Annotated in this window: 23 protein-coding genes; 15 read left to right on the forward strand and 8 right to left on the reverse strand. The window is 70.8% G+C overall.

Annotated features, from left to right (window positions below; all coding sequences use genetic code 11):
• The first annotated feature begins 18 nt into the window (after positions 1–18).
• Together DTQ71_RS01745 and DTQ71_RS01750 are read left to right on the forward strand one after the other, a co-directional pair.
• Positions 19–1,086: an NAD(P)/FAD-dependent oxidoreductase gene (locus tag DTQ71_RS01745; RefSeq protein ID WP_109563113.1), complete on the forward strand. Its 1,068-nt coding sequence runs from the start codon at positions 19–21 to the stop codon at positions 1,084–1,086.
• A gap of 53 nt (positions 1,087–1,139) precedes the next feature.
• Entirely contained in the window at positions 1,140–1,736 is a 597-nt protein-coding gene (locus DTQ71_RS01750; RefSeq protein ID WP_245947152.1) for a DUF938 domain-containing protein, read from the forward strand.
• A 9-nt stretch (positions 1,737–1,745) separates the two neighbouring features.
• Here the strand turns inward: DTQ71_RS01750 and hisG are convergent, their stop codons facing one another.
• The 3 genes from hisG to hisS all read right to left on the reverse strand — a co-directional run bounded on the left by hisG (position 1,746) and on the right by hisS (position 5,282).
• Positions 1,746–2,438 (reverse strand): ATP phosphoribosyltransferase, encoded by a 693-nt coding sequence (gene hisG, locus DTQ71_RS01755; RefSeq protein WP_109562554.1) that lies wholly within the window; start codon positions 2,436–2,438, stop codon positions 1,746–1,748.
• Positions 2,439–2,571: 133 nt separating this feature from the next.
• Complete coding sequence (locus DTQ71_RS01760; protein ID WP_109562555.1) at positions 2,572–3,663, reverse strand: ATP phosphoribosyltransferase regulatory subunit; 1,092 nt, start codon at positions 3,661–3,663, stop codon at positions 2,572–2,574.
• The gene (gene hisS, locus DTQ71_RS01765) at positions 3,660–5,282 is read right to left on the reverse strand and encodes a histidine--tRNA ligase (protein ID WP_109562556.1); all 1,623 of its coding nucleotides are present in this window, start codon (positions 5,280–5,282) and stop codon (positions 3,660–3,662) included. Before hisS ends, DTQ71_RS01760 begins: the two co-directional genes overlap by 4 nt.
• A gap of 67 nt (positions 5,283–5,349) precedes the next feature.
• Here hisS and DTQ71_RS01770 point away from each other — a divergent pair, with 67 nt between their 5' ends.
• From DTQ71_RS01770 to cobJ, 10 genes are all read left to right on the forward strand, one after another.
• A complete protein-coding gene (locus tag DTQ71_RS01770) occupies positions 5,350–5,544 on the forward strand; it encodes a SlyX family protein (protein ID WP_109562557.1) in 195 nt (64 codons plus the stop codon).
• 544 nt (positions 5,545–6,088) lie between these two features.
• Complete coding sequence (locus tag DTQ71_RS01775; protein ID WP_109562558.1) at positions 6,089–7,231, forward strand: cytochrome P450; 1,143 nt, start codon at positions 6,089–6,091, stop codon at positions 7,229–7,231.
• 45 nt (positions 7,232–7,276) lie between these two features.
• Positions 7,277–7,657 (forward strand): HIT domain-containing protein, encoded by a 381-nt coding sequence (locus DTQ71_RS01780; protein ID WP_109562559.1) that lies wholly within the window; start codon positions 7,277–7,279, stop codon positions 7,655–7,657.
• Between the two features lie 157 nt (positions 7,658–7,814).
• The gene (locus DTQ71_RS01785) at positions 7,815–8,573 is read left to right on the forward strand and encodes a DUF3750 domain-containing protein (RefSeq protein WP_109562560.1); all 759 of its coding nucleotides are present in this window, start codon (positions 7,815–7,817) and stop codon (positions 8,571–8,573) included.
• Positions 8,574–8,771: 198 nt separating this feature from the next.
• Positions 8,772–8,990 carry a DUF6732 family protein gene (locus DTQ71_RS01790; protein ID WP_109562561.1) on the forward strand — a complete coding sequence of 73 codons (219 nt, stop codon included), beginning with the start codon at positions 8,772–8,774 and terminating at the stop codon, positions 8,988–8,990.
• Positions 8,987–10,192: a sirohydrochlorin chelatase gene (locus DTQ71_RS01795; RefSeq protein ID WP_109562562.1), complete on the forward strand. Its 1,206-nt coding sequence runs from the start codon at positions 8,987–8,989 to the stop codon at positions 10,190–10,192. Before DTQ71_RS01790 ends, DTQ71_RS01795 begins: the two co-directional genes overlap by 4 nt.
• Positions 10,193–10,255: 63 nt before the next feature.
• Entirely contained in the window at positions 10,256–10,888 is a 633-nt protein-coding gene (locus DTQ71_RS01800) for a precorrin-8X methylmutase (protein WP_109562563.1), read from the forward strand.
• A gap of 153 nt (positions 10,889–11,041) precedes the next feature.
• Positions 11,042–12,247, forward strand: a complete 1,206-nt coding sequence (gene cbiE, locus DTQ71_RS01805; protein ID WP_109562564.1) for a precorrin-6y C5,15-methyltransferase (decarboxylating) subunit CbiE — start codon at positions 11,042–11,044, stop codon at positions 12,245–12,247.
• A complete protein-coding gene (gene cobI, locus DTQ71_RS01810) occupies positions 12,244–12,966 on the forward strand; it encodes a precorrin-2 C(20)-methyltransferase (protein WP_109562565.1) in 723 nt (240 codons plus the stop codon). The genes cbiE and cobI overlap by 4 nt, the downstream gene beginning before the upstream one ends.
• Entirely contained in the window at positions 12,957–14,744 is a 1,788-nt protein-coding gene (cobJ, locus tag DTQ71_RS01815; RefSeq protein WP_109562566.1) for a precorrin-3B C(17)-methyltransferase, read from the forward strand. The genes cobI and cobJ overlap by 10 nt, the downstream gene beginning before the upstream one ends.
• 71 nt (positions 14,745–14,815) lie before the next feature.
• Here the strand turns inward: cobJ and DTQ71_RS01820 are convergent, their stop codons facing one another.
• The gene (locus tag DTQ71_RS01820) at positions 14,816–15,256 is read right to left on the reverse strand and encodes a YybH family protein (RefSeq protein WP_109562567.1); all 441 of its coding nucleotides are present in this window, start codon (positions 15,254–15,256) and stop codon (positions 14,816–14,818) included.
• Positions 15,257–15,273: 17 nt separating this feature from the next.
• On the opposite strand from DTQ71_RS01820, the gene cobM reads away from it, so the two are divergent.
• The 3 genes from cobM to DTQ71_RS01835 all read left to right on the forward strand — a co-directional run bounded on the left by cobM (position 15,274) and on the right by DTQ71_RS01835 (position 17,428).
• The gene (gene cobM, locus DTQ71_RS01825; RefSeq protein WP_109562568.1) at positions 15,274–16,041 is read left to right on the forward strand and encodes a precorrin-4 C(11)-methyltransferase; all 768 of its coding nucleotides are present in this window, start codon (positions 15,274–15,276) and stop codon (positions 16,039–16,041) included.
• Between the two features lie 113 nt (positions 16,042–16,154).
• Complete coding sequence (locus DTQ71_RS01830) at positions 16,155–16,514, forward strand: hypothetical protein (protein WP_109562569.1); 360 nt, start codon at positions 16,155–16,157, stop codon at positions 16,512–16,514.
• Between the two features lie 59 nt (positions 16,515–16,573).
• The gene (locus DTQ71_RS01835; RefSeq protein ID WP_109562570.1) at positions 16,574–17,428 is read left to right on the forward strand and encodes a D-amino-acid transaminase; all 855 of its coding nucleotides are present in this window, start codon (positions 16,574–16,576) and stop codon (positions 17,426–17,428) included.
• Between the two features lie 72 nt (positions 17,429–17,500).
• On the opposite strand, the gene DTQ71_RS01840 is transcribed toward DTQ71_RS01835, so the two are convergent.
• The 4 genes from DTQ71_RS01840 to DTQ71_RS01855 form a co-directional block, all read right to left on the reverse strand.
• Positions 17,501–17,767 (reverse strand): hypothetical protein, encoded by a 267-nt coding sequence (locus DTQ71_RS01840; RefSeq protein ID WP_109562571.1) that lies wholly within the window; start codon positions 17,765–17,767, stop codon positions 17,501–17,503.
• A gap of 17 nt (positions 17,768–17,784) precedes the next feature.
• A complete protein-coding gene (locus DTQ71_RS01845) occupies positions 17,785–18,105 on the reverse strand; it encodes a hypothetical protein (RefSeq protein ID WP_109562572.1) in 321 nt (106 codons plus the stop codon).
• 83 nt (positions 18,106–18,188) lie between these two features.
• The gene (locus tag DTQ71_RS01850) at positions 18,189–18,500 is read right to left on the reverse strand and encodes a DUF1244 domain-containing protein (RefSeq protein ID WP_109562573.1); all 312 of its coding nucleotides are present in this window, start codon (positions 18,498–18,500) and stop codon (positions 18,189–18,191) included.
• A complete protein-coding gene (locus DTQ71_RS01855; RefSeq protein ID WP_109562574.1) occupies positions 18,493–19,242 on the reverse strand; it encodes an N-formylglutamate amidohydrolase in 750 nt (249 codons plus the stop codon). The genes DTQ71_RS01850 and DTQ71_RS01855 overlap by 8 nt, the downstream gene beginning before the upstream one ends.
• Positions 19,243–19,252 lie beyond the last annotated feature (10 nt).

Below are 19,252 nucleotides of genomic sequence, written 5' to 3' on the forward strand. Positions count from 1 at the left end.
GCCCCTATGGTCCCGTTCATGGATACTGATTTCCTGGTTATTGGCGGTGGCATTGCGGGCGTCTCGGTCGGTGCAGCCCTCTCGGGGTTGGGCCGCGTCACCCTATGGGAGGCCGAGCGCCAGATGGGGCTCCATACCTCCGCGCGCTCCGCCGCGCTCTTCGAGGAGAGTTACGGCCTGCCCCCGGTGATCGCGCTCAACCGTGCCTCGCGCGCGGCCCATGCCGAAAACGGGGATCTGTCGCCCCGCGGGCTGCTTCTGGTCGGGATCGAGGGCGAGGAAGAGATCTTCGCCGCGGATCTGGTCAAGATGCAGCTCTCCGAGATGTCCCTGGCGGAGGCGCGCGGGCTGATCCCGATCCTTTCGGAGGACGTGACCCGCGCGGCCCACGATCCGGACGCCTTCGACCTGGATACCGACGCGATGCAGCAGCGCGCCGTCCGCGCGATCCGCGCGACGGGGGGCGCCGTCGAGACCGGCCGCCCTGTCACGGCGCTGACGCCGGCCGTGGGGGGCTGGCGCGCGGTCTCGGGGGATCACGCGATCACGGCGCGGCTGGTCGTCAACGCGGCCGGCGCCTGGGCTGATCGAGTCGCGTCCCTGGCCGGGGTGACGCCGCTGGGCCTCACGCCGCTGCGCCGGTCGGTCGCGCGGATCCCGGCGCCGGGTGGCGCGGATGTCTCGGCCTGGCCGATGATGCTGGGTGCCGGGGAAAGCTGGTATGCGAAGCCCGATGCCGGCGCGCTGATCGTCTCGCCCGCCGATGAGACCCCGTCCGAGCCGATGGATGCCTGGGCCGACGACATGGACCTGGCCGTTGGGCTGGACCGCTACAGCCAGGCCGTGACCGTGGCTCCGACCCGGCCGAGCAGCAGCTGGGCGGGCTTGCGGACCTTCACGCCGGACCGCTGCCTCGCCCTGGGCGCCTCGGAGGTGCCCGGGTTCTGGTGGGTGGCCGGGCAGGGGGGCTATGGGTTTCAGACGGCGCCCGCCGCGGCGGCGCTGGTGGCGGACCTGGTCGCCGGGCGTCCCCCCGCGCTCGATGCCGCGACCGTCACGGCCTGCGATCCGGTGCGGTTCCTTTGATGCGCCGCCCGGTGGTGTCAGGGGCGCCCGGTCCGGCCGATGGGGACGGGCTGATGACCTCGCCTGCGGCCGAGCGCAATCTCGGGCCGATCCTCGACGTGGCGCTGCCGCATCTGCCGGCCAGGGGAACCGTGTTGGAGCTTGCCTCCGGGACCGGCCAGCACGTCGCCGCCTTCGCGGCGCACCGGCCCGATCTGATCTTTCAGCCGAGCGATATCGACCCCGCGCGCCGGGCGGCGACGGATGCCCGCTGCCGCGGTCTGCCGAACGTCGCGGCCTCGGTCGCGCTGGATGCGGGGGAGGCGGGCTGGGCCGCGCTCCATGGACCTGTCGAGGGGCTGATCGTGGTGAACCTGCTGCACCTCATCACCGACGGCACCATGGCCGTCCTCCTGGACGAGGCTGCGCGCGCGCTCAGCCCCGGCGGGCGCTTGGCGATCTACGGGCCCTTTCTGCGCGATGGCGTGGCGACCAGCGAGGGCGATGCCCGCTTCGACGCCGATCTCAGGGCGCAGGATATCGGCGTCGGCTACAAGGATATCGAGGTGCTGACCACGGTGCTCGGGGTGCTGGAGCTGTCGCCCCGGATCGTGGAGATGCCCGCCAACAACCTGATGGTGCTGGGCCGGAAGGGAACGCTGGGCCTCTGACCCCCGCGCTCACGACATCGCGGTCAGCCGCGGCCGGAGCGCCGCGAGCACCGCGTCCTCCTGTTCGGTCCAGGGTGCCTGACGGGCGCGGAAGAGCGTCGCCTCGCTGGCATGGATCAGGCCGTCCCGCAGGATCTTCAGGTGGTTCGCGCGCAGGGTCTCGCCGGTGGAGGTGATGTCGGCGATCGCCTCGGCGGTGCAATTGCGCACCGTGCCCTCGGTCGCGCCCTGGCTGTCGACCAGGGCGTAATCGGCCACGCCATGGCGGCGCAGGAACTCCCGCACGAGGCGGTGGTATTTCGTGGCGATGCGCAGGCGGTGGCCATGGGTCGCCCGGAACTGAGCGCAGACGGCGTCCAGGTCGTCGAGCGTGTCGACATCGGCCCAGAGCATCGGCACGGCCAGGATCAGGTCGGCATGGCCGAAGCCCATGGGCGCGAGCGTCTCGACCCGGGTCTCCCAGGCGGGCAGGGTCTCGCGGACGAGATCGCTGCCGGTGACACCCAGATGGATGCGGCCCGCGGCGAGCTCCCGCGGGATTTCGGAAGCCGAGAGCAGCACGAGCCGCATCTCCGCGCCTTCGACCTGTCCGGCATATTCCCGGTCCGATCCGCTGCGCGACAGCGTGAGGCCGCGGGCGCCGAACCAGTCGAAGGTCTTTTCCATCAGCCGCCCCTTGGACGGCACGCCGAGCGCGATCATGGGCGTGGTCCCTTGGCTGGGGGCGCAGACGCCGCATGGGCAGGGCGCGGCCAGATGCAGGCCTGGATCGGCGGATGGGATCGCCCGGCCGGAGCGTGCGCCTCCGGCGGGGATATTTGAGCAGGGAAGAAGATCACGGCCGCTCTCCCAGCAGGCCCGGTCGGATGACGCCGCCAACGGCGGGGATCGCGCCCTGGCCACCCAGCGCCGCGGTCAGGGCGTCGTAGCGCCCGCCGGTGGCGAGGGGCGGCTCGCCGGGGCGGTCCGGGGTGGTGAAGGTGAAGGTGAAGCCGTCGTAATATTCGAGGGTGGAGCGGCCCCGGGCAGGGGCGAAGGGCAGGGTGTCGACCGCGAGGCCGCGGCGGGCCATCGCCTCGGCCCGGGCCTCCAGGCGGTCGATGGCGGGCCGGAGCGCGGGCAGGTCCGTGGCGAGGTCGCGGAGCGGACCCAAGGCGCCGGTCATCGTGCCTTCCAGCGTCAGCAGGCGGTCCAGCACGTCGGCTTCGGCGGCCGGGATCGGCGGGGTCCGGGCGTCTTCGGCCAGGGCGGTGAGCCGCGCGGCGACCTCGTCCAGGCTGCGGAGTCCGGCTTCGGGACCGGCGGCGGCGGCGATGGCTTCGGGGGTCTCGTGCTCCAGTCGGGCGAGGAGGGCGGCGCGGTCCGGATCGGGCGCCACCCGCCCCGTGAAGCGGTCGGTCAGGCGGCGAAAGCGGGTGGGGCGCCAGATGTGGCGGCGCAGCGCGGCCCGGCGGCGGGGCGTGGTGGCCAGTCCCTCGACCGCCGCGATGAGCAGGCCCAGATCGCCGGTCGCGGGGACCGGGGACCAGGGAGCCAGTGCTTCGCCGATCCGGGCGAAGACATCGGCATCCGCCGCTGCCGGGTCGCTGCCGTCGAAGATCTCGTAGCCGACCTGGAGGTATTCGCGGGCGCGGCTGGGGTCGTCCTCCTGCCTTCGGAAGACCTCGCCCAGGTAGCAATAGCGGGCCGGCGTAGCGCCGCTTTCGAGATGGGCGCGCACGACCGGCACGGTGAAATCGGGGCGCAGCATCATCTCGCCCAGGGCAGGGTCCTGGGTCTGGAAGGCGCGGGCGCGGATGTCCTCGCCATAGAGGTCGAGGAGCGGGCCGGCCTCCAGCAGGATGGGCGCGGAGACGGGGGTGGCGCCGGCGGCGCGCAGGCCCTCGAAAAGGGCCTCGCCCCGCGCGCGGTCGGCGGCGGAGATCATGCCAGGAGACGCTTCAGGTGATCGACCAGCCCGTCCAGCGGCACCTCGACCTGGGAGGGGTTCTCCTTCCACTCCTCGACCGTGGCCTGCTCGGCCAGCTTGGCGCCGAGGATCAGATCCTTGACCTGAACGACGCCGCGCGCGGCCTCGTCGGAGCCCTGGATGATGGCCGCCGGAGAGCCGCGCTTATCCGCGTATTTCAGTTGGTTGCCGAAGTTACGGGGATTGCCGAGATAGACCTCGGCCCGGATGCCTGCTTGCCGAAGCGTCGCGCAAATCGACTGGTAGTCGGCCATGCGGTCGCGGTCCATGACGGTGACGACGACGGGGCCCGGCGCCTCGGCCTGGAGCTTGCCCTTGGCGGTGAGCGCCGCGAGCAGGCGGTCGACGCCGACCGAGACGCCGGTGGCGGGCACTTGCTGGCCGGTGAAGCGGGTGACGAGGTCGTCGTAGCGCCCACCGCCGGCGACGGAGCCGAACTGGCGGGGGCGGCCCTTCTCGTCGAGGATCTCGAAGGTCAGCTCGGCCTCGTAGACGGGGCCGGTATAGTAGCCGAGGCCACGGACGACGGAGGGGTCGATGACGATGCGGTCGGGGCCGTAGCCCTGGGCGTCGAGGAGTTCCTTGATGTCAGTGAGTTCTCGGACGCCTTCGGAGCCTACATCGGAGTCAGATACAAGAACTTGGAGATGTCGCAGCATCTTCGTATTCCAGAGCGCACGATCACTGGAACGCTCAGTCCACTGGTCTCTAAAAACTGGAGACGCGGCATCCCTCGCGGCATGCAACCGCTCGCTGTACTCATGATTGAACTCCTCAGCGTCAACAGCTTCGCGAGCTAAGGCTGAATCTACTTCGGAGTATGCATTAACGAATTTCATGATGACTTCGGCCTGCGCATTCGACAGACCCGCGCCCTCGGTGAAGTCTCCGCTTTCGTCCTTCCGGCCCTCGCCGAGCAGCGCGCGCACGCCGTCGGATCCCAGTCGGTCCAGCTTGTCGATGGCGCGCAGGACGATGCCGCGCGCCTCGGCCCTGTCGTCGCCTGCGAGGCCCGCGACCTCCATCACGCCGTTGAGCACCTTGCGATTGTTGATCCGCACCACGTAGTCGCCGCGCGCGATGCCGACCCGCTCCAGCACGTCGGCGAGCATCGCGCAGATTTCCGCGTCCGCCGCGACCGAGGCGGTCCCGACCGTATCCGCATCGCACTGATAGAACTGCCGGAAGCGCCCCGGCCCCGGCTTTTCGTTGCGCCAAACGGGCCCCATCGCGTAGCGGCGATAGGGGGTGGGCAGGGTGTTGCGGTGTTCGGCATAGACGCGGGCCAGAGGCGCGGTCAGGTCGTAGCGGAGGGCGAGCCAGGGGCCGTTCTCCTCGGGTTCTTCCTGCCAGGCGAAGACGCCCTCGTTGGGGCGGTCCACGTCGGGGAGGAACTTGCCCAGGGCCTCGACGGTCTCGACGGCCGAGGATTCCAGCGCCTCGAAGCCGTAGAGCGCATAGACCTCGGCGATGGCGTCCAGCATGGCCTTGCGCTGTGTCACTTCCGCGCCGAAATAGTCGCGGAAGCCGCGGGGCGGGACGGGTTTGGGGCGCGGGGTTTTCTTGGGCTTGGCCATCTCGGGTCCTCTCGTCGCCCGCCCGATACCGCCCGCCCGCGGGTCACGCAACCAGGAGGACCGCCCCATGCAGGCCCATGAGGAACGCATCGCCCACCTGACCCGCGCCGTCGAAGACCTTTCGGACGTCGTCGCCGCGCAAGCCCGTGCCATCGAGGTGCTGGAGCGCCGCGTCGCCATGCTGATGCAAAGGGCTGCCGAGGCCGAGTTGGACGCGGGTGGAACCGTGCCGCTTGCCGACCAGCGGCCGCCGCATTGGTGAGGGGCGCGCAGACGTCGCCCTGACGGCGCGCGCGGGATGCAGGCCCTTGCCAGGGGGCGTGCCCGGCCGGTCGGTCGGAGGGGGCGCTGCCCCCGTCGCCCGGAGGGCGACTCCCCCGGAGTATTTTTGGCCAGAAGAAGGGGCCATTGACCCCTGGGGCATCCCGCAACCGGGGGAACATGGCGCCGGCCGTGCCCTGCCGGATCGGGTGCCTTTGGGGGGTGATCGCGCCATGGGGCCGATGGCGCAGGACTTCCACGACGCCTTCGGAACCGGGGCCGATCCGCGCGGGGCCGTCGCGCCTCGATCCAGGCCCTCGCGGTGGAGAACGCGTCGCAGCGGGCGCTCAACGGGACACGGATGGACCGGCTCGAGCGGCTGGAGCGCCGGCTGCCCTCGGCGTTGTCGCCTTCCGCGTGCCGATGGAGCGATCGCACGCGCCCCGCACTCTCCTCCGCCGAAAGGCTGTTTCGGCCGACGACGAACGGCCGCGGCGAGGGCGGCTGCAATTGACCGCATCTGCGGGGAGCCGCATCCTGTGCCCATGATCCTGACCGACCTGCCCGACGGCTTCCACGACGATCCTTGGCCGCATTACGCCGCGCTGCGCGAGGCGGGGGCGGTGCGGCAGCCGGATGGCTCGGTTCTGCTGGGGCGGCACCGCGACCTGGAGGCGGTCTACAAGGATCCGGCGACCTTCCGATCCGACAAGCGGGAGGTGTTCGCGCCCAAGTTCGGGGACACGCCACTCTATGCGCATCACACCACGTCGCTGGTGTTCAATGATCCGCCTCTGCATGGGCGCGTGCGCCGGGTGCTGACCGGTGCGCTGACGCCCCGCGCCCTGGCGCAGCTCCAGCCGCGGTTGGAGGCGCTGGTGGACGGGCTGCTCGATCGGATGGGGGCGCAGCCGGACCTGATCGAGGATTATGCCGCGGCCATCCCGGTCGAGGTGATCGGCGACCTGCTGGACGTGCCGCGCGCGGAGCGGGGGCCGTTGCGGGGCTGGTCGCTCGCCATCCTGGGGGCGTTGGAGCCGGCCCCGGGGGCGGCGCGGCTGGAGGCGGGGAACGCGGCGGTTGAGGCGTTCCTGGCCTATCTGCGGGATCTGGTGGCGCGCCGGCGGGCGCGGCCGGGCGATCCCGAGACGGATGTGCTGACGCGGCTGGCCGCCGATCCGGACCTGTCGGAAGCGGAGCTTCTGCATAACTGCATCTTCATCCTCAATGCCGGGCACGAGACGACAACCAACCTGATCGGCAGTGCGCTGTGGCTTTTGGACCGGCACAAGGCGGCGCGGGGCGCCGATCCCGCCGCGCTGATCGAGGAGACCTTGCGCCTGGAGAGCCCGAACCAGCTGGGCAACCGGCAGACGACCGCGCCGGTGACGCTCGCGGGGGTGGAGATCGCGGCCGGGACCGATCTGCACCTTTGCATCGGGGCGGCGAACCGCGACGAGGCCGTTTTCGAAGACCCTGACCGCCTGCGCCCGGGCCGCCCGCCGCGCCATCTGGCCTTCGCCGCCGGGCCGCATGTCTGCATCGGACTGACGCTTGCCCGGATGGAGGGGCGCGTGGCGCTGGCGCGCTTCCTGGCGCGACATCCCGGCTATCGCATCGTCGATGCGGAGAGGGCCGGGCGCGTCCGATTCCGCGGCTTCTCCCGGCTGACGGCGCGGCTGGGCTGAGGCGGCGAGGCGCGCTACATCCCTTGCGACTGAAGAGGAGCCTCCATGGCCTACGACTACGACGACCAGAACGTGTTCGCCCGCATCCTGCGCGGCGAGATCCCCAACGACACGGTGATGGAGACCGAGCACACGCTGGCCTTCAACGACATCACGCCCCAGGCGCCGGTCCATGTCCTGGTGATCCCCAAGGGGGCCTATGTCACCTATGACGATTTCTGCGCCAATGCCTCGGAGGCGGAGATCGTCGATTTCGCGCGCACCTGTGCCGCCATCTGCAAGGAGCGGGGCATCACCGCCGACGCCTCCCCCGGCTTCCGCGCTCTGACCAATGCCGGGGAACATGCCGTTCAGGAGGTGCCGCATTTCCACATGCACATCATCGGCGGGCGTCCTCTGGGGCGGATCCTGTCGAAGATGGACTGAGGCGGCGGGCGAGAGGCTTGGGTCGGGGCGGATCGCAAGGTGGGTGCGAGAGGGCGACGCCCGGGACGGCCGTGGCGGATTCCGCTGATCGGGCCGGTCGGCGGCGGCGCGTGATGTCATCCGGCGCGACGCTTGGGCAGCCGCGGGAGGCCCCCATATGCGCCGTATGATCCGTGCCTTGCTTCTTTGGCCCATGGGCCTCTTCGCGGTGTTTTTTCTATTGCCGGCCCTGCTTGCCAGCCTGTGGTGGGCGGTGCAGGATCGGCCCTCCTCCTGGCGGGCGGCGGATTGGAGCGCGTCGGGATTGCTGCCGGCGGCCGCGGAGATGCCGGAGGCCGCGATCCACGTCCTGGCCGCGCGCACGGGCGGCGCCAAGGGCGCCCTCTCGGTCCATTCCTGGATCGTCTACAAGGAGGCGGGCGCCGATCGCTGGACTCGTGCGGAAGTGGTGGGCTGGGGCACGCCCCTGCGCCGCGACGCCTATGCGCCGGACGCCCGTTGGTACTCGAATGCTCCCGGTTTCGTAGGCTCGGTCACGGGGCCGGAGGCGGCCGCGCTGATTCCCCGGATAGAGGCCAGCATTCGCGACTACCCCTGGGCGCGGCGGGGCGATTACGGCATCTGGCCGGGGCCAAATTCCAACACCTTCGTGGCCCATATCCTGCGGGAGGTGCCCGAGATCGGACTGACCCTGCCGCCGCACGCGGTCGGGCGCGATTTCACCGGCCGCGGTCCGGTCGTGACCTGGGATGCGGGCGGCGATTGGCATCTCAGCTGGTCGGGGCTGGCGGGCCTGTCGGCGGGGCCGCGCACGGGCCTGGAGCTGCACCTGCTGGGCCAGGTCTTCGGTGTGGACGTGCTGCGCCCGGCGCTGAAGCTGCCGGGAATCGGGCGCGTCGGCGTGCCGTTCTCCTGACGGGGAACGTCGCGACGGAGGGGCGCAATACCGCAAACCCCGTTGCGCCCGCCCCCCGGCCCGGGCTAGCCCTGCCCGCGACGACGCCCCGGACGGGGCCGGACAGGTGGCCGCCAGATGCGCCGACCTAGGCAGGGGGCGCGCAGGCGGTATCGTCGCCGGATCGGTCCGCGGCCTCTGCCGATACGAGGTCCGATCATGCTCCGCTTTCTTCCCCTCTTCCTTCTGGCCGTGCCGGCGCAGGCGCATACCGGCCATTTCGGCGAGCTTGCGGGCCACGACCACTGGGTTCTGGGCGCTGGTCTGGGGGCCATCGCCGGGGCGGCCGCCATCGCCTGGGTGAAGGGGCGGCGCAAGAAGGACGAACCCGAGGAGCCCTCCGAAGAGGCCGACACCCCCGAGGAGGCCCCCGCATGACCGAGAAGACCGGCGTCATGATTTGCGGGCATGGCAGCCGCTCCCAATCGGCGGTCGACGAGTTCGCGACCCTTGCGCAAAAGCTGCCCGCCCTGCTGCCCGCCGATTGGGAGGTGGATTACGGCTATCTGGAATTCGCCAACCCGGTGATCCGCGACGGGCTGGACCGGCTGCGGGAGAAGGGCTGCACCCGGATCCTGGCGGTGCCCGGGATGCTGTTCGCCGCGATGCACGCGAAGAACGACATCCCGACGGTGCTCAACGCCTATGCGGCGCAACACGGGCTCGACATCCGCTACGGGCGGGAGCTTGGCGTGGACCCGAAGATGCTCGCCGCCGCCGCGGGCCGGATCCGCGAGGCATTGGACGCGGCCCCGGACGACGTGCCGCTGCATGAGACCTGCCTTGTAGTCATCGGACGTGGCGCCTCGGACCCGGACGCGAACGGCAATGTCGCCAAGATCGCCCGGATGCTGCACGAGGGTCTGGGGACCGGCTGGCTGGAGGTCGGCTTCAGCGGCGTGACCTTCCCGCTGGTCGAGCCCTGCCTGGAGCATGCGGCCAGGCTCGGCTACCGCCGGATCGTCGTCTTCCCCTATTTTCTGTTCAGCGGCATCCTGATCGACCGGATCTACGGCTTCACCGACCGCGTCGCCGCCGCCAACCCGCAGATCGAGTTCCTCAAGGCCAGCTATCTGGGCGACCACGACCAGGTTCTCGCCACCTTCGCCGAGCGCATCCGCGAACAGGCGGGCGCGAACCCGCCGCCGAATTGCGGCCTCTGCGCCTACCGGGAGCAGGTGCTGGCGCTGGAGGGCGGGCGCCATGTCCATATTCGCCCCGAGGATCGCCAGCATCCCGCCTTCGCCGACACGCCGCCGCCGACCTGCGTGCTCTGCAAATACCGCACCCAGGTGCTCGGCTTCGAGGCGGAGGTCGGCGCGATCCAGGAATCGCATCACCACCATGTCGAAGGGCAGGGCGCCTCGGCCCCTGGCTCCAACGTGGCGGATTGCACGCTCTGCGACACGTTCTGCACCGGGCTCTGCCGGCTGGAAGCGCAGGCGGACCATCACCATCACCCGCATACTCATCACCATGGCGGCGGCCATACTCATCACCACGATCACCATCACCCGACCTATCCCCATGCCGCCCACCCGCACGGGCCGGAATCGGCACGCCGGACCGCGAAAGGCTGACATGACCGCCTGCGCCCTTCCCGCCTATCGGGCAAATGTTGCTAAAAAGTTCACGGTTCGCCTATGAGGCCCTATGAGCGGGATCCGGCTGCAATCTATGCCGCGTCTTTCGCCACCGTGCGGGCAGAGGCGAATCTGGACCGTTTTCCCCCCGATGTGGCTGAGATCGCGGTTCGCGTGATCCATGCGTGCGGCATGGTCGAGGTCGCCGACAGGCTGGCCTATACGCCCGATGTGGCGGCCTCCGGCACCGCCGCGCTGCGGGCCGGGGTGCCGATCTATGCCGATTGCGAGATGGTCGCGGCGGGCCTGACCCGCCGCCTCTTGCCCGAGGCGTGCGAGGTTCGCTGCACGCTGAACGACCCCCGCACGCCCGCCCTGGCCGACGCGCAGGCGACCACCCGCTCCGCCGCCGCCGTCGATCTGTGGGAAACCGAGGGCGCCGTGATCGCCATCGGCAACGCCCCCACCGCGCTCTTCCGCCTGCTGGAGCGCCTGGACGAGGGCGCGCCCAAGCCGGCGGCCATCCTCGCCTTCCCGGTCGGCTTCGTCGGCGCCGCCGAATCGAAGGCCGAGCTCGCCGCCAATCCGCGGGCCACGCCCTTTCTGACCCTGCGCGGCCGCCGGGGCGGATCGGCCATGGCCTCCGCGGCGGTGAATGCGCTCGCTATCCTCGCTGCGGGAGGGGTCCAATGAACTATCCCCTGCCGGACGGGCGCACGCCCCGTCCTTCTTCTGGCCGAAAATACTCCGGGGGGGCCCGCAGGGCCGGGGGCAGCGCCCCCCTCCGCCCCCACCGCGAACACTGTCCCATCCGCGGCGCGCATCCCGAGCATCAAGGACTGACCCATGTCTGACGCGCCCTGGCTCCATATCGTCGGCATCGGCGAGGACGGGCTGGCGGGCCTCAGCCCCGCCGCGCGCACCGTGGTTGAGACCGCCGAGATCATCGTCGGCGGCGACCGCCATCACAGCCTGTCCGACAGCATCCAGGCCGAGCGCCTCGCCTGGCCGCACCCGTTCGATGCGCTGATCTCGACGCTCATGGGGCTCAAGGGCCGCCGCGTCGTGGTGCTCGCCACCGGCGATCCGCTCTGGTTCTCGGTCGGCGCGCGGATCGGACGTGCGATCCCGCCCCGCGAGATCGCCTACCACCCGCAGCTCTCGGCCTTCCAACTGGCGTCGGCCCGCATGGGCTGGTCGATGGCCGATCTGGAGACGCTGACCGTCCATGGCCGACCGGTCGAGCAGATGATCGCCTTCATCCAGCCCGACGCGCGCCTGCTGATCCTGACCACGGGGGCGGAGACCCCGGGCCAGATCGCGCGCTTCCTGACCGAGCGCGGCTTCGGCGCCTCGCCCATGACAGTGCTCGCCAATATGGGCGGGCCGGAGGAGGTGCGGTTCGACGGCACGGCCGAGACCTGGGACCACATTGTCCCGGCCTTCAACACCCTCGCCGTCGAATGCGTCGCCGCCCCCGACGCCGCGCTGCTCCCTCGGGTTCCCGGCCTCGACGATGCGCTGTTCCGCTCGGATGGGACCATGACCAAGCGCGAGGTCCGCGCTGCGACCCTGGCCAAGCTGATGCCGATGCGCGGGGCGCTTCTGTGGGATATTGGCGCGGGCTCGGGCTCGGTCGGGATCGAGTGGATGCGCGCCGCCCGCTCCGCCCGCGCCATCGGGATCGAGCCCCGCGCCGACCGCCGCGCCATGGCCGCCGAGAATGCTCTGGCGCTGGGCACGCCGCGCCTGGACCTGCGCGAGGGCGAGGCGCCCGCCGCGCTGGACGGCCTGGAGCCGCCCGACGCGGTCTTCATCGGCGGCGGCCTGTCGGAGGCCGCCTTCGACGCCGCCTGGGCGGCGTTGCGCCCGCTGGGCCGCCTGGTGGTCAACGCGGTGACGCTCGAATCGGAGGCGCTCCTGCTCGCGCTCCAGGCCAGGCATGGCGGCGACCTCGTCCGCCTCTCGGTCGATCGGGCGGAGCCGGTGGGCCGCTTCCGTGGCTGGCGCTCCGCGATGCCCGTCACGCAATGGTCCCTGATCAAGCGATGAGCGCGCGTGAGCGAGCGAAGAGCGGCCGGCTTTACGGCGTGGGCCTCGGCCCGGGCGACCCGGAACTCATCACCCGCCGCGGGGCCCGTCTGATCGAGACGGCCGAGGTGATCGCCTATCCGGCCCTGGCCGGGGGCGATAGCCTCGCGCGGTCCATCGCCGCCGAGCTGATCCCCGCGGGCGCGGAAGAGATCGTCATGGACATCCCCATGACACCGGCGCGCGCCCCGGCCCAAGCGGCCTATGACGACGGGGCCGCCCGGATCGCGGCGGCGCTCGACACGGGCCGTGACGTGGTTTGCCTCTGTGAGGGAGACCCCTTCTTCTACGGCTCCTTCATGTATCTCTTCGCCCGGCTCGCGCCCGCCTACCCGGTCGAGGTCGTGCCCGGCGTCACCTCGCTGACCGCCTGCGCCGCGCGCGCCGCGATGCCGCTGGCCGCCCGGAACGAGGTGATGACCGTGCTGCCCGGGCCTCTGCCGGACGATGCGCTCCGCGGGCATCTGCGCAGCGCCGACACCGTGATCTGCATGAAGGTCGGCCGTCACCTGCCGCGCTTGCGCGCCCTGCTCGCGGCCGAGGGCCTGACCGGGCGCGCCACCTATGTCGAGCGCGCCACCCTGGGGACCGAGCGCGTGCTGCCTCTGGCGGAGGCGCCGGAATCGGCGCCCTACTTTTCCATGATCCTGATCGCCAAGGGGGCCGATCCATGGCTCTGAGCCCAATCGTCCTCACCCTGAACGCGGCGGGCGAGCCCACCGCGCGCCGCGTCGCCGAGGCTCTGGGTTGTCCGCTCCATGGCCGCGAGGGGCGTACGGGGGCCGAGATCACCTTCCCGGATGCGCTGGCCCATGCACGCGATCTCTTCGCCGCGGGACACGCGGTGATCGGCGTCTGCGCGGCGGGTATCCTGATCCGGGCCGTCTCCCCCCTGCTCTCGGACAAGACGGCGGAGCCTCCGGTGTTGTCGGTGTCAGATGACGGCGCGGTTGTCGTGCCGCTGCTTGGCGGTCATCGCGGCGCCAACCGTCTCGCCCGGCGGATCGCCGAGGCTCTGGGCGCGACGGCTGCCGTGACCACGGCCGGGGAGGTGGCCCTTGGGGTCGCGCTGGACGAACCCCCGCCGGGCTGGGCCCTGGCGAATCCGCAAGATGCCAAGCCGGTCATGGCGACGCTGCTCTCGGGGAGCGGCGCGCGGACAATCGGCGACGTGCCGTTCGATCTGCCGCCGGGCGACGGGGTCGAGTTGGTCGGCACGGAGGTGCCCGCGCAAGGCGGCCCTACCCGGCTGGTCTATCACCCGATGCACCATGTCGTGGGCGTGGGCTGCGCCCGCGACGCGGACCCGGAGGAATTGTGGGAGAACGTCCAGGCGGTTCTGTCGGAGGCAGGTGTCGCCCCCGGGGCGGTCGCGGCGGTGGCGACGGTGGACCTGAAGCTCGATGAGCCGGCGGTGCATGTCGTGGCGGAACGACTCGGCCGCCCTGTCAGGGCGTTCTCTCCGGAGGCGCTGACCGCCATCGACGTGCCCAACCCGTCCGAGGTGGTGCGCGCCGAGATCGGCACGCCCTCGGTGGCCGAGGCCGCGGCTCTCGCGCTGGCCGGAGGCACGCTCGTCCACACCAAGCGCAAGACGGCCATGACCACCGCTGCGCTGGCCCGGGCCGAGGCGCCGATCACCGAGCTTGCGGGCCAGACCCGAGGGCGTCTCTCGATCGTGTCGCTGGGCCCCGGCCAGGCCGCCTGGCGCGCGCCCGAGGCGTCGCGGATGGTGCAGGAGGCCGAGGAACTGGTGGGCTACGGTCTCTATATCGACTTGCTGGGCCCCTTGGCCGCGGGCAAGCCGCGCGCGGACTTCCCCCTGGGTGGGGAGGAGGACCGCTGCCGCTACGCCTTGGAGCGCGCTGGGGAGGGGCGCAACGTGGCGCTGATCTGCTCGGGCGATGCCGGGATCTACGCAATGGGAGCGCTGGTCTACGAATTGCTGGCGCGCGACCCGGCCGACCCTTCGGCCCTCTCGCCCGCCGCGCGCCGCGTCGAGGTCGTCGCCACCCCCGGCATCAGCGCGCTGCAAGGCGCCGCCGCGCGGATCGGCGCACCGCTCGGGCATGATTTCTGCGCGATCTCGCTTTCGGACCTGCTGACGCCCCGCGACGACATCCTGCGCCGCCTCCGCGCCGCCGCCGAGGGCGATTTCGTCATCGCTTTCTACAATCCCGTCTCCCGCCGTCGCCGGACGCTGCTGGCCGAGGCGCGGGACATCCTGCTAGCCCACCGCCCCGCCGACACGCCCGTGCTGCTGGCGACGTCGCTGGGGCGACCGCAGGAGTCGCTGCGCCTGCGGCGGCTCGACGCGCTGGAGGTGGACGAGGTCGATATGCTGACCACGGTGTTGGTCGGCTCGTCCCAGACCCGGACGGTGGCGACGCCGGACGGGATGCGGATGTTCACGCCTCGAGGCTATGCGCGCAAGATGGCCGGGGGGGACCTGGCATGAGCGGGGGAGGGGGGCCAGCCCCCCGCGCCTGCGGCGCCCCCCCGGAGTATTTCCGGCCAGAAGAAGGACGGTCAGCGGTAGTCCTGCGGTGTCAGCGTTCCGTTGGTGTTCAGATGCGTCTCGGCGCCTGGAACGACATCCGTGTTTTGGGCGCTGACGGCCTGCCAGCCCTCGGGCGTGCGGTGCAGCACGAAGCTCAGGATCGTCGTGCGCGCCCCGGCACGGTTGCCGTCGGGGGCGCGTTGCCCGGTCAGGGCCATGCGCGCGTGGATCACGGCGACGTCCCCCAAGTCGCGGATCTTGACGCGGCCCGGAACGAGGCGTGTCTCGGCGAAGAAGCTGCCCAGCGCGTAGGAATGGGCGCGGGCGATGGCGGGCCGGTCCTCCCACCAGATGCCGGTGACGTTCACGAAATCGGCGTCGGGCGCGAAGAGGGCGGCCAGCGCATCGCCGTCCCGGGCCATCCAGGCGGCTGTGAAGGCGGGCACGAAATCCTGCGGGGCGGGAACCATGGACGGAGGATAGCGGCATGACGGTTCACTTCATAGGCGCTGGGCCGGGCGACCCGGAACTCCTGACGCTCAAGGCCCAGCGGTTGATTCGGAGCTGCCCCGTTTGCCTCTATGCCGGCTCGCTGGTGCCCGAGGCGGTGGTGGCAGAGGCCCCCGAGGGCGCGCGCGTCCTGGACACCGCGCCGATGACGCTGGACGAGACCCATGCCGAGATCGTCGCGGCCCATGCCCTGGGCCAGGACGTGGCCCGCGTCCATTCCGGCGATCCCAGCCTCTATGGCGCCATCGCCGAGCAGATCCGCCTGCTCAAGCGCGACGGTATCCCCTATGACATCTGCCCCGGCGTGCCTGCCTATGCCGCCGCCGCCGCCGCCCTGGGGCAGGAACTGACGGTGCCGGAGGTGGCGCAGTCGATCGTGCTGACCCGGGTGAGCATGAAGTCCACCTCGATGCCGCCGCGCGAGACGCTGGAGAATTTCGCCGCAACCGGCGCCACGCTGGCGATCCATCTCGGCATCCGCGCCCTGCGCGAGATCGAGCGCGTCCTGGTGCCCCATTACGGGCCCGACTGTCCCGTCGTCGTGGCCTACCGCGTGGGCTGGCCGGACGAGGCCTTTCTGCGCGGCACGCTGACCGACATTCGGGAGAAGGTGCGGGCGGCCAAGATCACGCGCACCGCGCTGATTCTGGTGGGGCCGGCCTTGGGGGAGGTCGAGGATTTCCGCGACAGCGCGCTCTACGACCCCGACATGCCCCATGTCTTGCGTCCCCGCGTCCGCGCCTGACCGGTGTCACAAGGGGATCACGAACCTTTCATTGACTCTTAACTATCCTGCGCCAGAGTCCTGGAGGTAAGCGGTTGCGTTTGCCGCGGTGTTACACGTGTGGGGAGAGTGGCATGGAACAGACCGAGTCGGACATCCTTCCGCAAGAGGTGCGCGACGGTCTTGCCGCCCGCCCCGTGCGGGAGCCGCGCCGTCCCGTCCGGGGAATGCGCCTTCGGGTCGGGGACGTATGGTATCCGATTCGCTCCCTCGATGAGACGGGGTTCGATCTGGATCTGGAATTCGCGCCCAAGCTGCGTGGGTTGGTCGAGATCCATGACGGCGCCACCTTGCTGCGCACCGGGCTGGTCGTGGCCGCGGAGCCGTCGCGCGACGTGATGCATTACGACTTTAAGATGACCACCGAGGCGCGCCGGACGCCGCCCCGCGATTATGTCCGGGCCGAACCCTGGGACGCCGCCGAGACGCGCTGACGCTTGACCCTGCCGCGCGCGGCCCCCAAGACGGGGCGACCCGGAGGAGGAGGCCCGCGATGCGCACCGTCTATGTCAACGGAGAATACCTGCCCGAGGACCAGGCGAAGGTCTCGGTCTTCGACCGGGGCTTCCTGTTCGCCGATGGCGTCTACGAGGTCACGAGCGTCCTGGGCGGCAAGCTGATCGACTTCGCGGGCCATGCGGCGCGGCTCGCCCGCTCTCTGTCGGAGCTGGGCATGAAGGCGCCCGTCGATACGGACACCCTGCTGGAGATCCACCGCGAACTGATCGCCCGCAATGGGATCGAGGACGGGCTGGTCTATCTTCAGGTGACGCGCGGGGCCGCCGATCGCGATTTTCTCTACCCCGACGCCGAGACGCCGCCGACGCTGGTCCTGTTCACTCAGGCCAAGCCGGGCCTCGCGGAACCCGACCGCGCCGCCAAGGGCTGGTCCGTCATCTCCATCCCCGACCGGCGCTGGGGCCGGCGGGACATCAAGACAGTGCAGCTGCTCTATCCCTCGATGGGCAAGATGATGGCCAAGGCGGCGGGCGCGGACGACGCCTGGATGGTCGAGGACGGCGCGGTGACCGAGGGGACCTCGAACAACGCCTATATCGTCAAGGGCGACACCATCATCACGCGGCATCTGGGCGAGGAGATCCTGCATGGGATCACCCGCGCCGCCGTCCTGCGGCTGGCGGCCGAGGCGCAGATGAAGGTCGAGGAGCGGTCCTTCACCATCGAGGAAGCGCAAGGCGCTGACGAGGCCTTCATCACCTCGGCCTCGTCCTTCGTGATGCCGGTGGTGGAGATCGACGGCACGCCGATCGGCGACGGCACGCCCGGCCCCATGGCCGCGCGCCTGCGGGAGATCTATCTCGACGAGGCCCGGCGCAAGGCGGTCTGAGTCAGGGGGGGCGCAGGCCCCGCCCGGGCACCGGCGCGGAAGATGCAGGCGACGGCCCGGGCGGCCTGCGCGTCAGTCCCGGCGCGGCGGGTCGAGACGCAGGATCGCCTTCACCTTCTGGCGCGTGCGGATCCAGTCCGGACCGAAGGCCAGCGCGTCGCCCTGAAGCTGGGTGTGCAGCGCGGCGATCTGGCGGGTCGAGAGCAGCGCGGCATCGACATCGGAAAAGCCGAGCTGGTCGAGCCGGACCTGGACAGAGGCCACCAGTTGCGCATTCGGTGCCGCCATCACGGGCAAGGGCGCGGTCAGCGAAATGGCGAGCAGCAGGGGGCGGATCATCGGTGTCTCCTTCGGGGTCAGCGCGAGACGCGGTCTAGCAGGGACTGTAACGGCCCGCCCCGCAGGATCGTCCCGATTCGGAGGCGGATCGTGCTTTCGGGCCGGTCGGAATACACGAGATGGTGGATCGCGGCGCGCTGCGCCGGGCTGAGATCCCGCACATCCACATCGCCGAACCCATAGCGCCGCAAGCTATAGGCCAGGCTGGCTTCCAGGGGCGTCAGCGGGGCGGTGGCCTGCGCGGCGGCCGGGGGCGGCGCAACAAAGGTATCCTGGGCCGCCGCCGCGAGGGGCGACAGCGCCAGCAAGACGCCGGCCAGGGGCAGTCGTCGGATCATGGCGCGGCCCTCCTTCAGGGGAGTTTAGGCGGTCCGGGCGCGTCGCTCCAGCACCGGCGCCCGCACATTTCCGAGAGCGCCGCTCAGCCCTTGCCGACGTTCTCCGCGAAGCTCTTCTCGAACGCGGCCTGCTGTTCGGGGGTCGCTTCGGTCTGGTGGCGGGCTTTCCACTCGGACATGGGCATGCCGTAATAGGCTTCGCGCGCCTCGTCCTTGGTCATCTCGATGCCATGCTCCGCCGCCGCCTCGGCATACCAGCGCGACAGGCAGTTGCGGCAGAAGCCCGCGAGGTTCATCAGGTCGATGTTCTGCGCGTCCGGGCGGTCCTCAATCAGGTGCTGGCGGAGGCGGCGGAAGGCGGCGGCCTCCACTTCGATGCGGGTGCGGTCATCCATTTCGTGCAATTTCGGCATCCTCCAGGGCGGCGGTCAGAAGCGGGGCGAGGCGGGCGGCCCAGCGGCTTTGCGCCTCTTCTGTCGAGATGAGGTCGTTCCTCAGCTCGATCAAGGCGTGCAGGCGGCCGGGGCCGAGCGCGTGCCGGTCCATCGTGTCGCCGGGCAGGTGCCCGCTATAGGGTTCGTTGACGCCGACGAAGATGTCGCCCTCCTTCTTGAGCCACGCGATCAGCGGGTCGGACAGGCGGCGGTCGTGGGAAAAGAGAACACCGACCTCCCAGGGGCGCGGCTCCCGCCCGCGCAGCTGCGGCGTGAAGCTGTGAATTGAGACCAGGACGGGGGCCGTCCGCCGTGACAGGAGGTCCGTGACGGCGGCGTGGTAGGGGCGATGAAACAGCGCGAGCCGCCGCGCCCGTTCGGCCGCGTCCGCGTGGCGGTTCCCCGGAATGATCGTGCCGTCATAGAGTTTCATCAGTAGGGTCGGATCGTCCTCCCCGCGGTTCGGGTCGATGACCAGGCGCGAGAAATTCGACAGCACGGCGGGCGCGTCCATCAGCCGCGACAGCTCCCGGGTGACGCCGGCCGTGCCGGGATCCCAGGCGATGTGGCGGGCCATGTCGGCTTGGGACAGGCCGAGCGTTCCGCCCACCTCCTCGGGAACCCGGTTGGAGGCGTGGTCGCAAAGCAGCACCCAGCGCGCGGTGCCTTCCGGGTTGACGATATGATAGGGCGCGAGGGACATGAGCCCCGCT

It is taken from the genome of Jannaschia seohaensis (assembly GCF_900116765.1).
In the GTDB taxonomy this organism is placed as follows: Bacteria; Pseudomonadota; Alphaproteobacteria; order Rhodobacterales; family Rhodobacteraceae; genus Jannaschia; species Jannaschia seohaensis.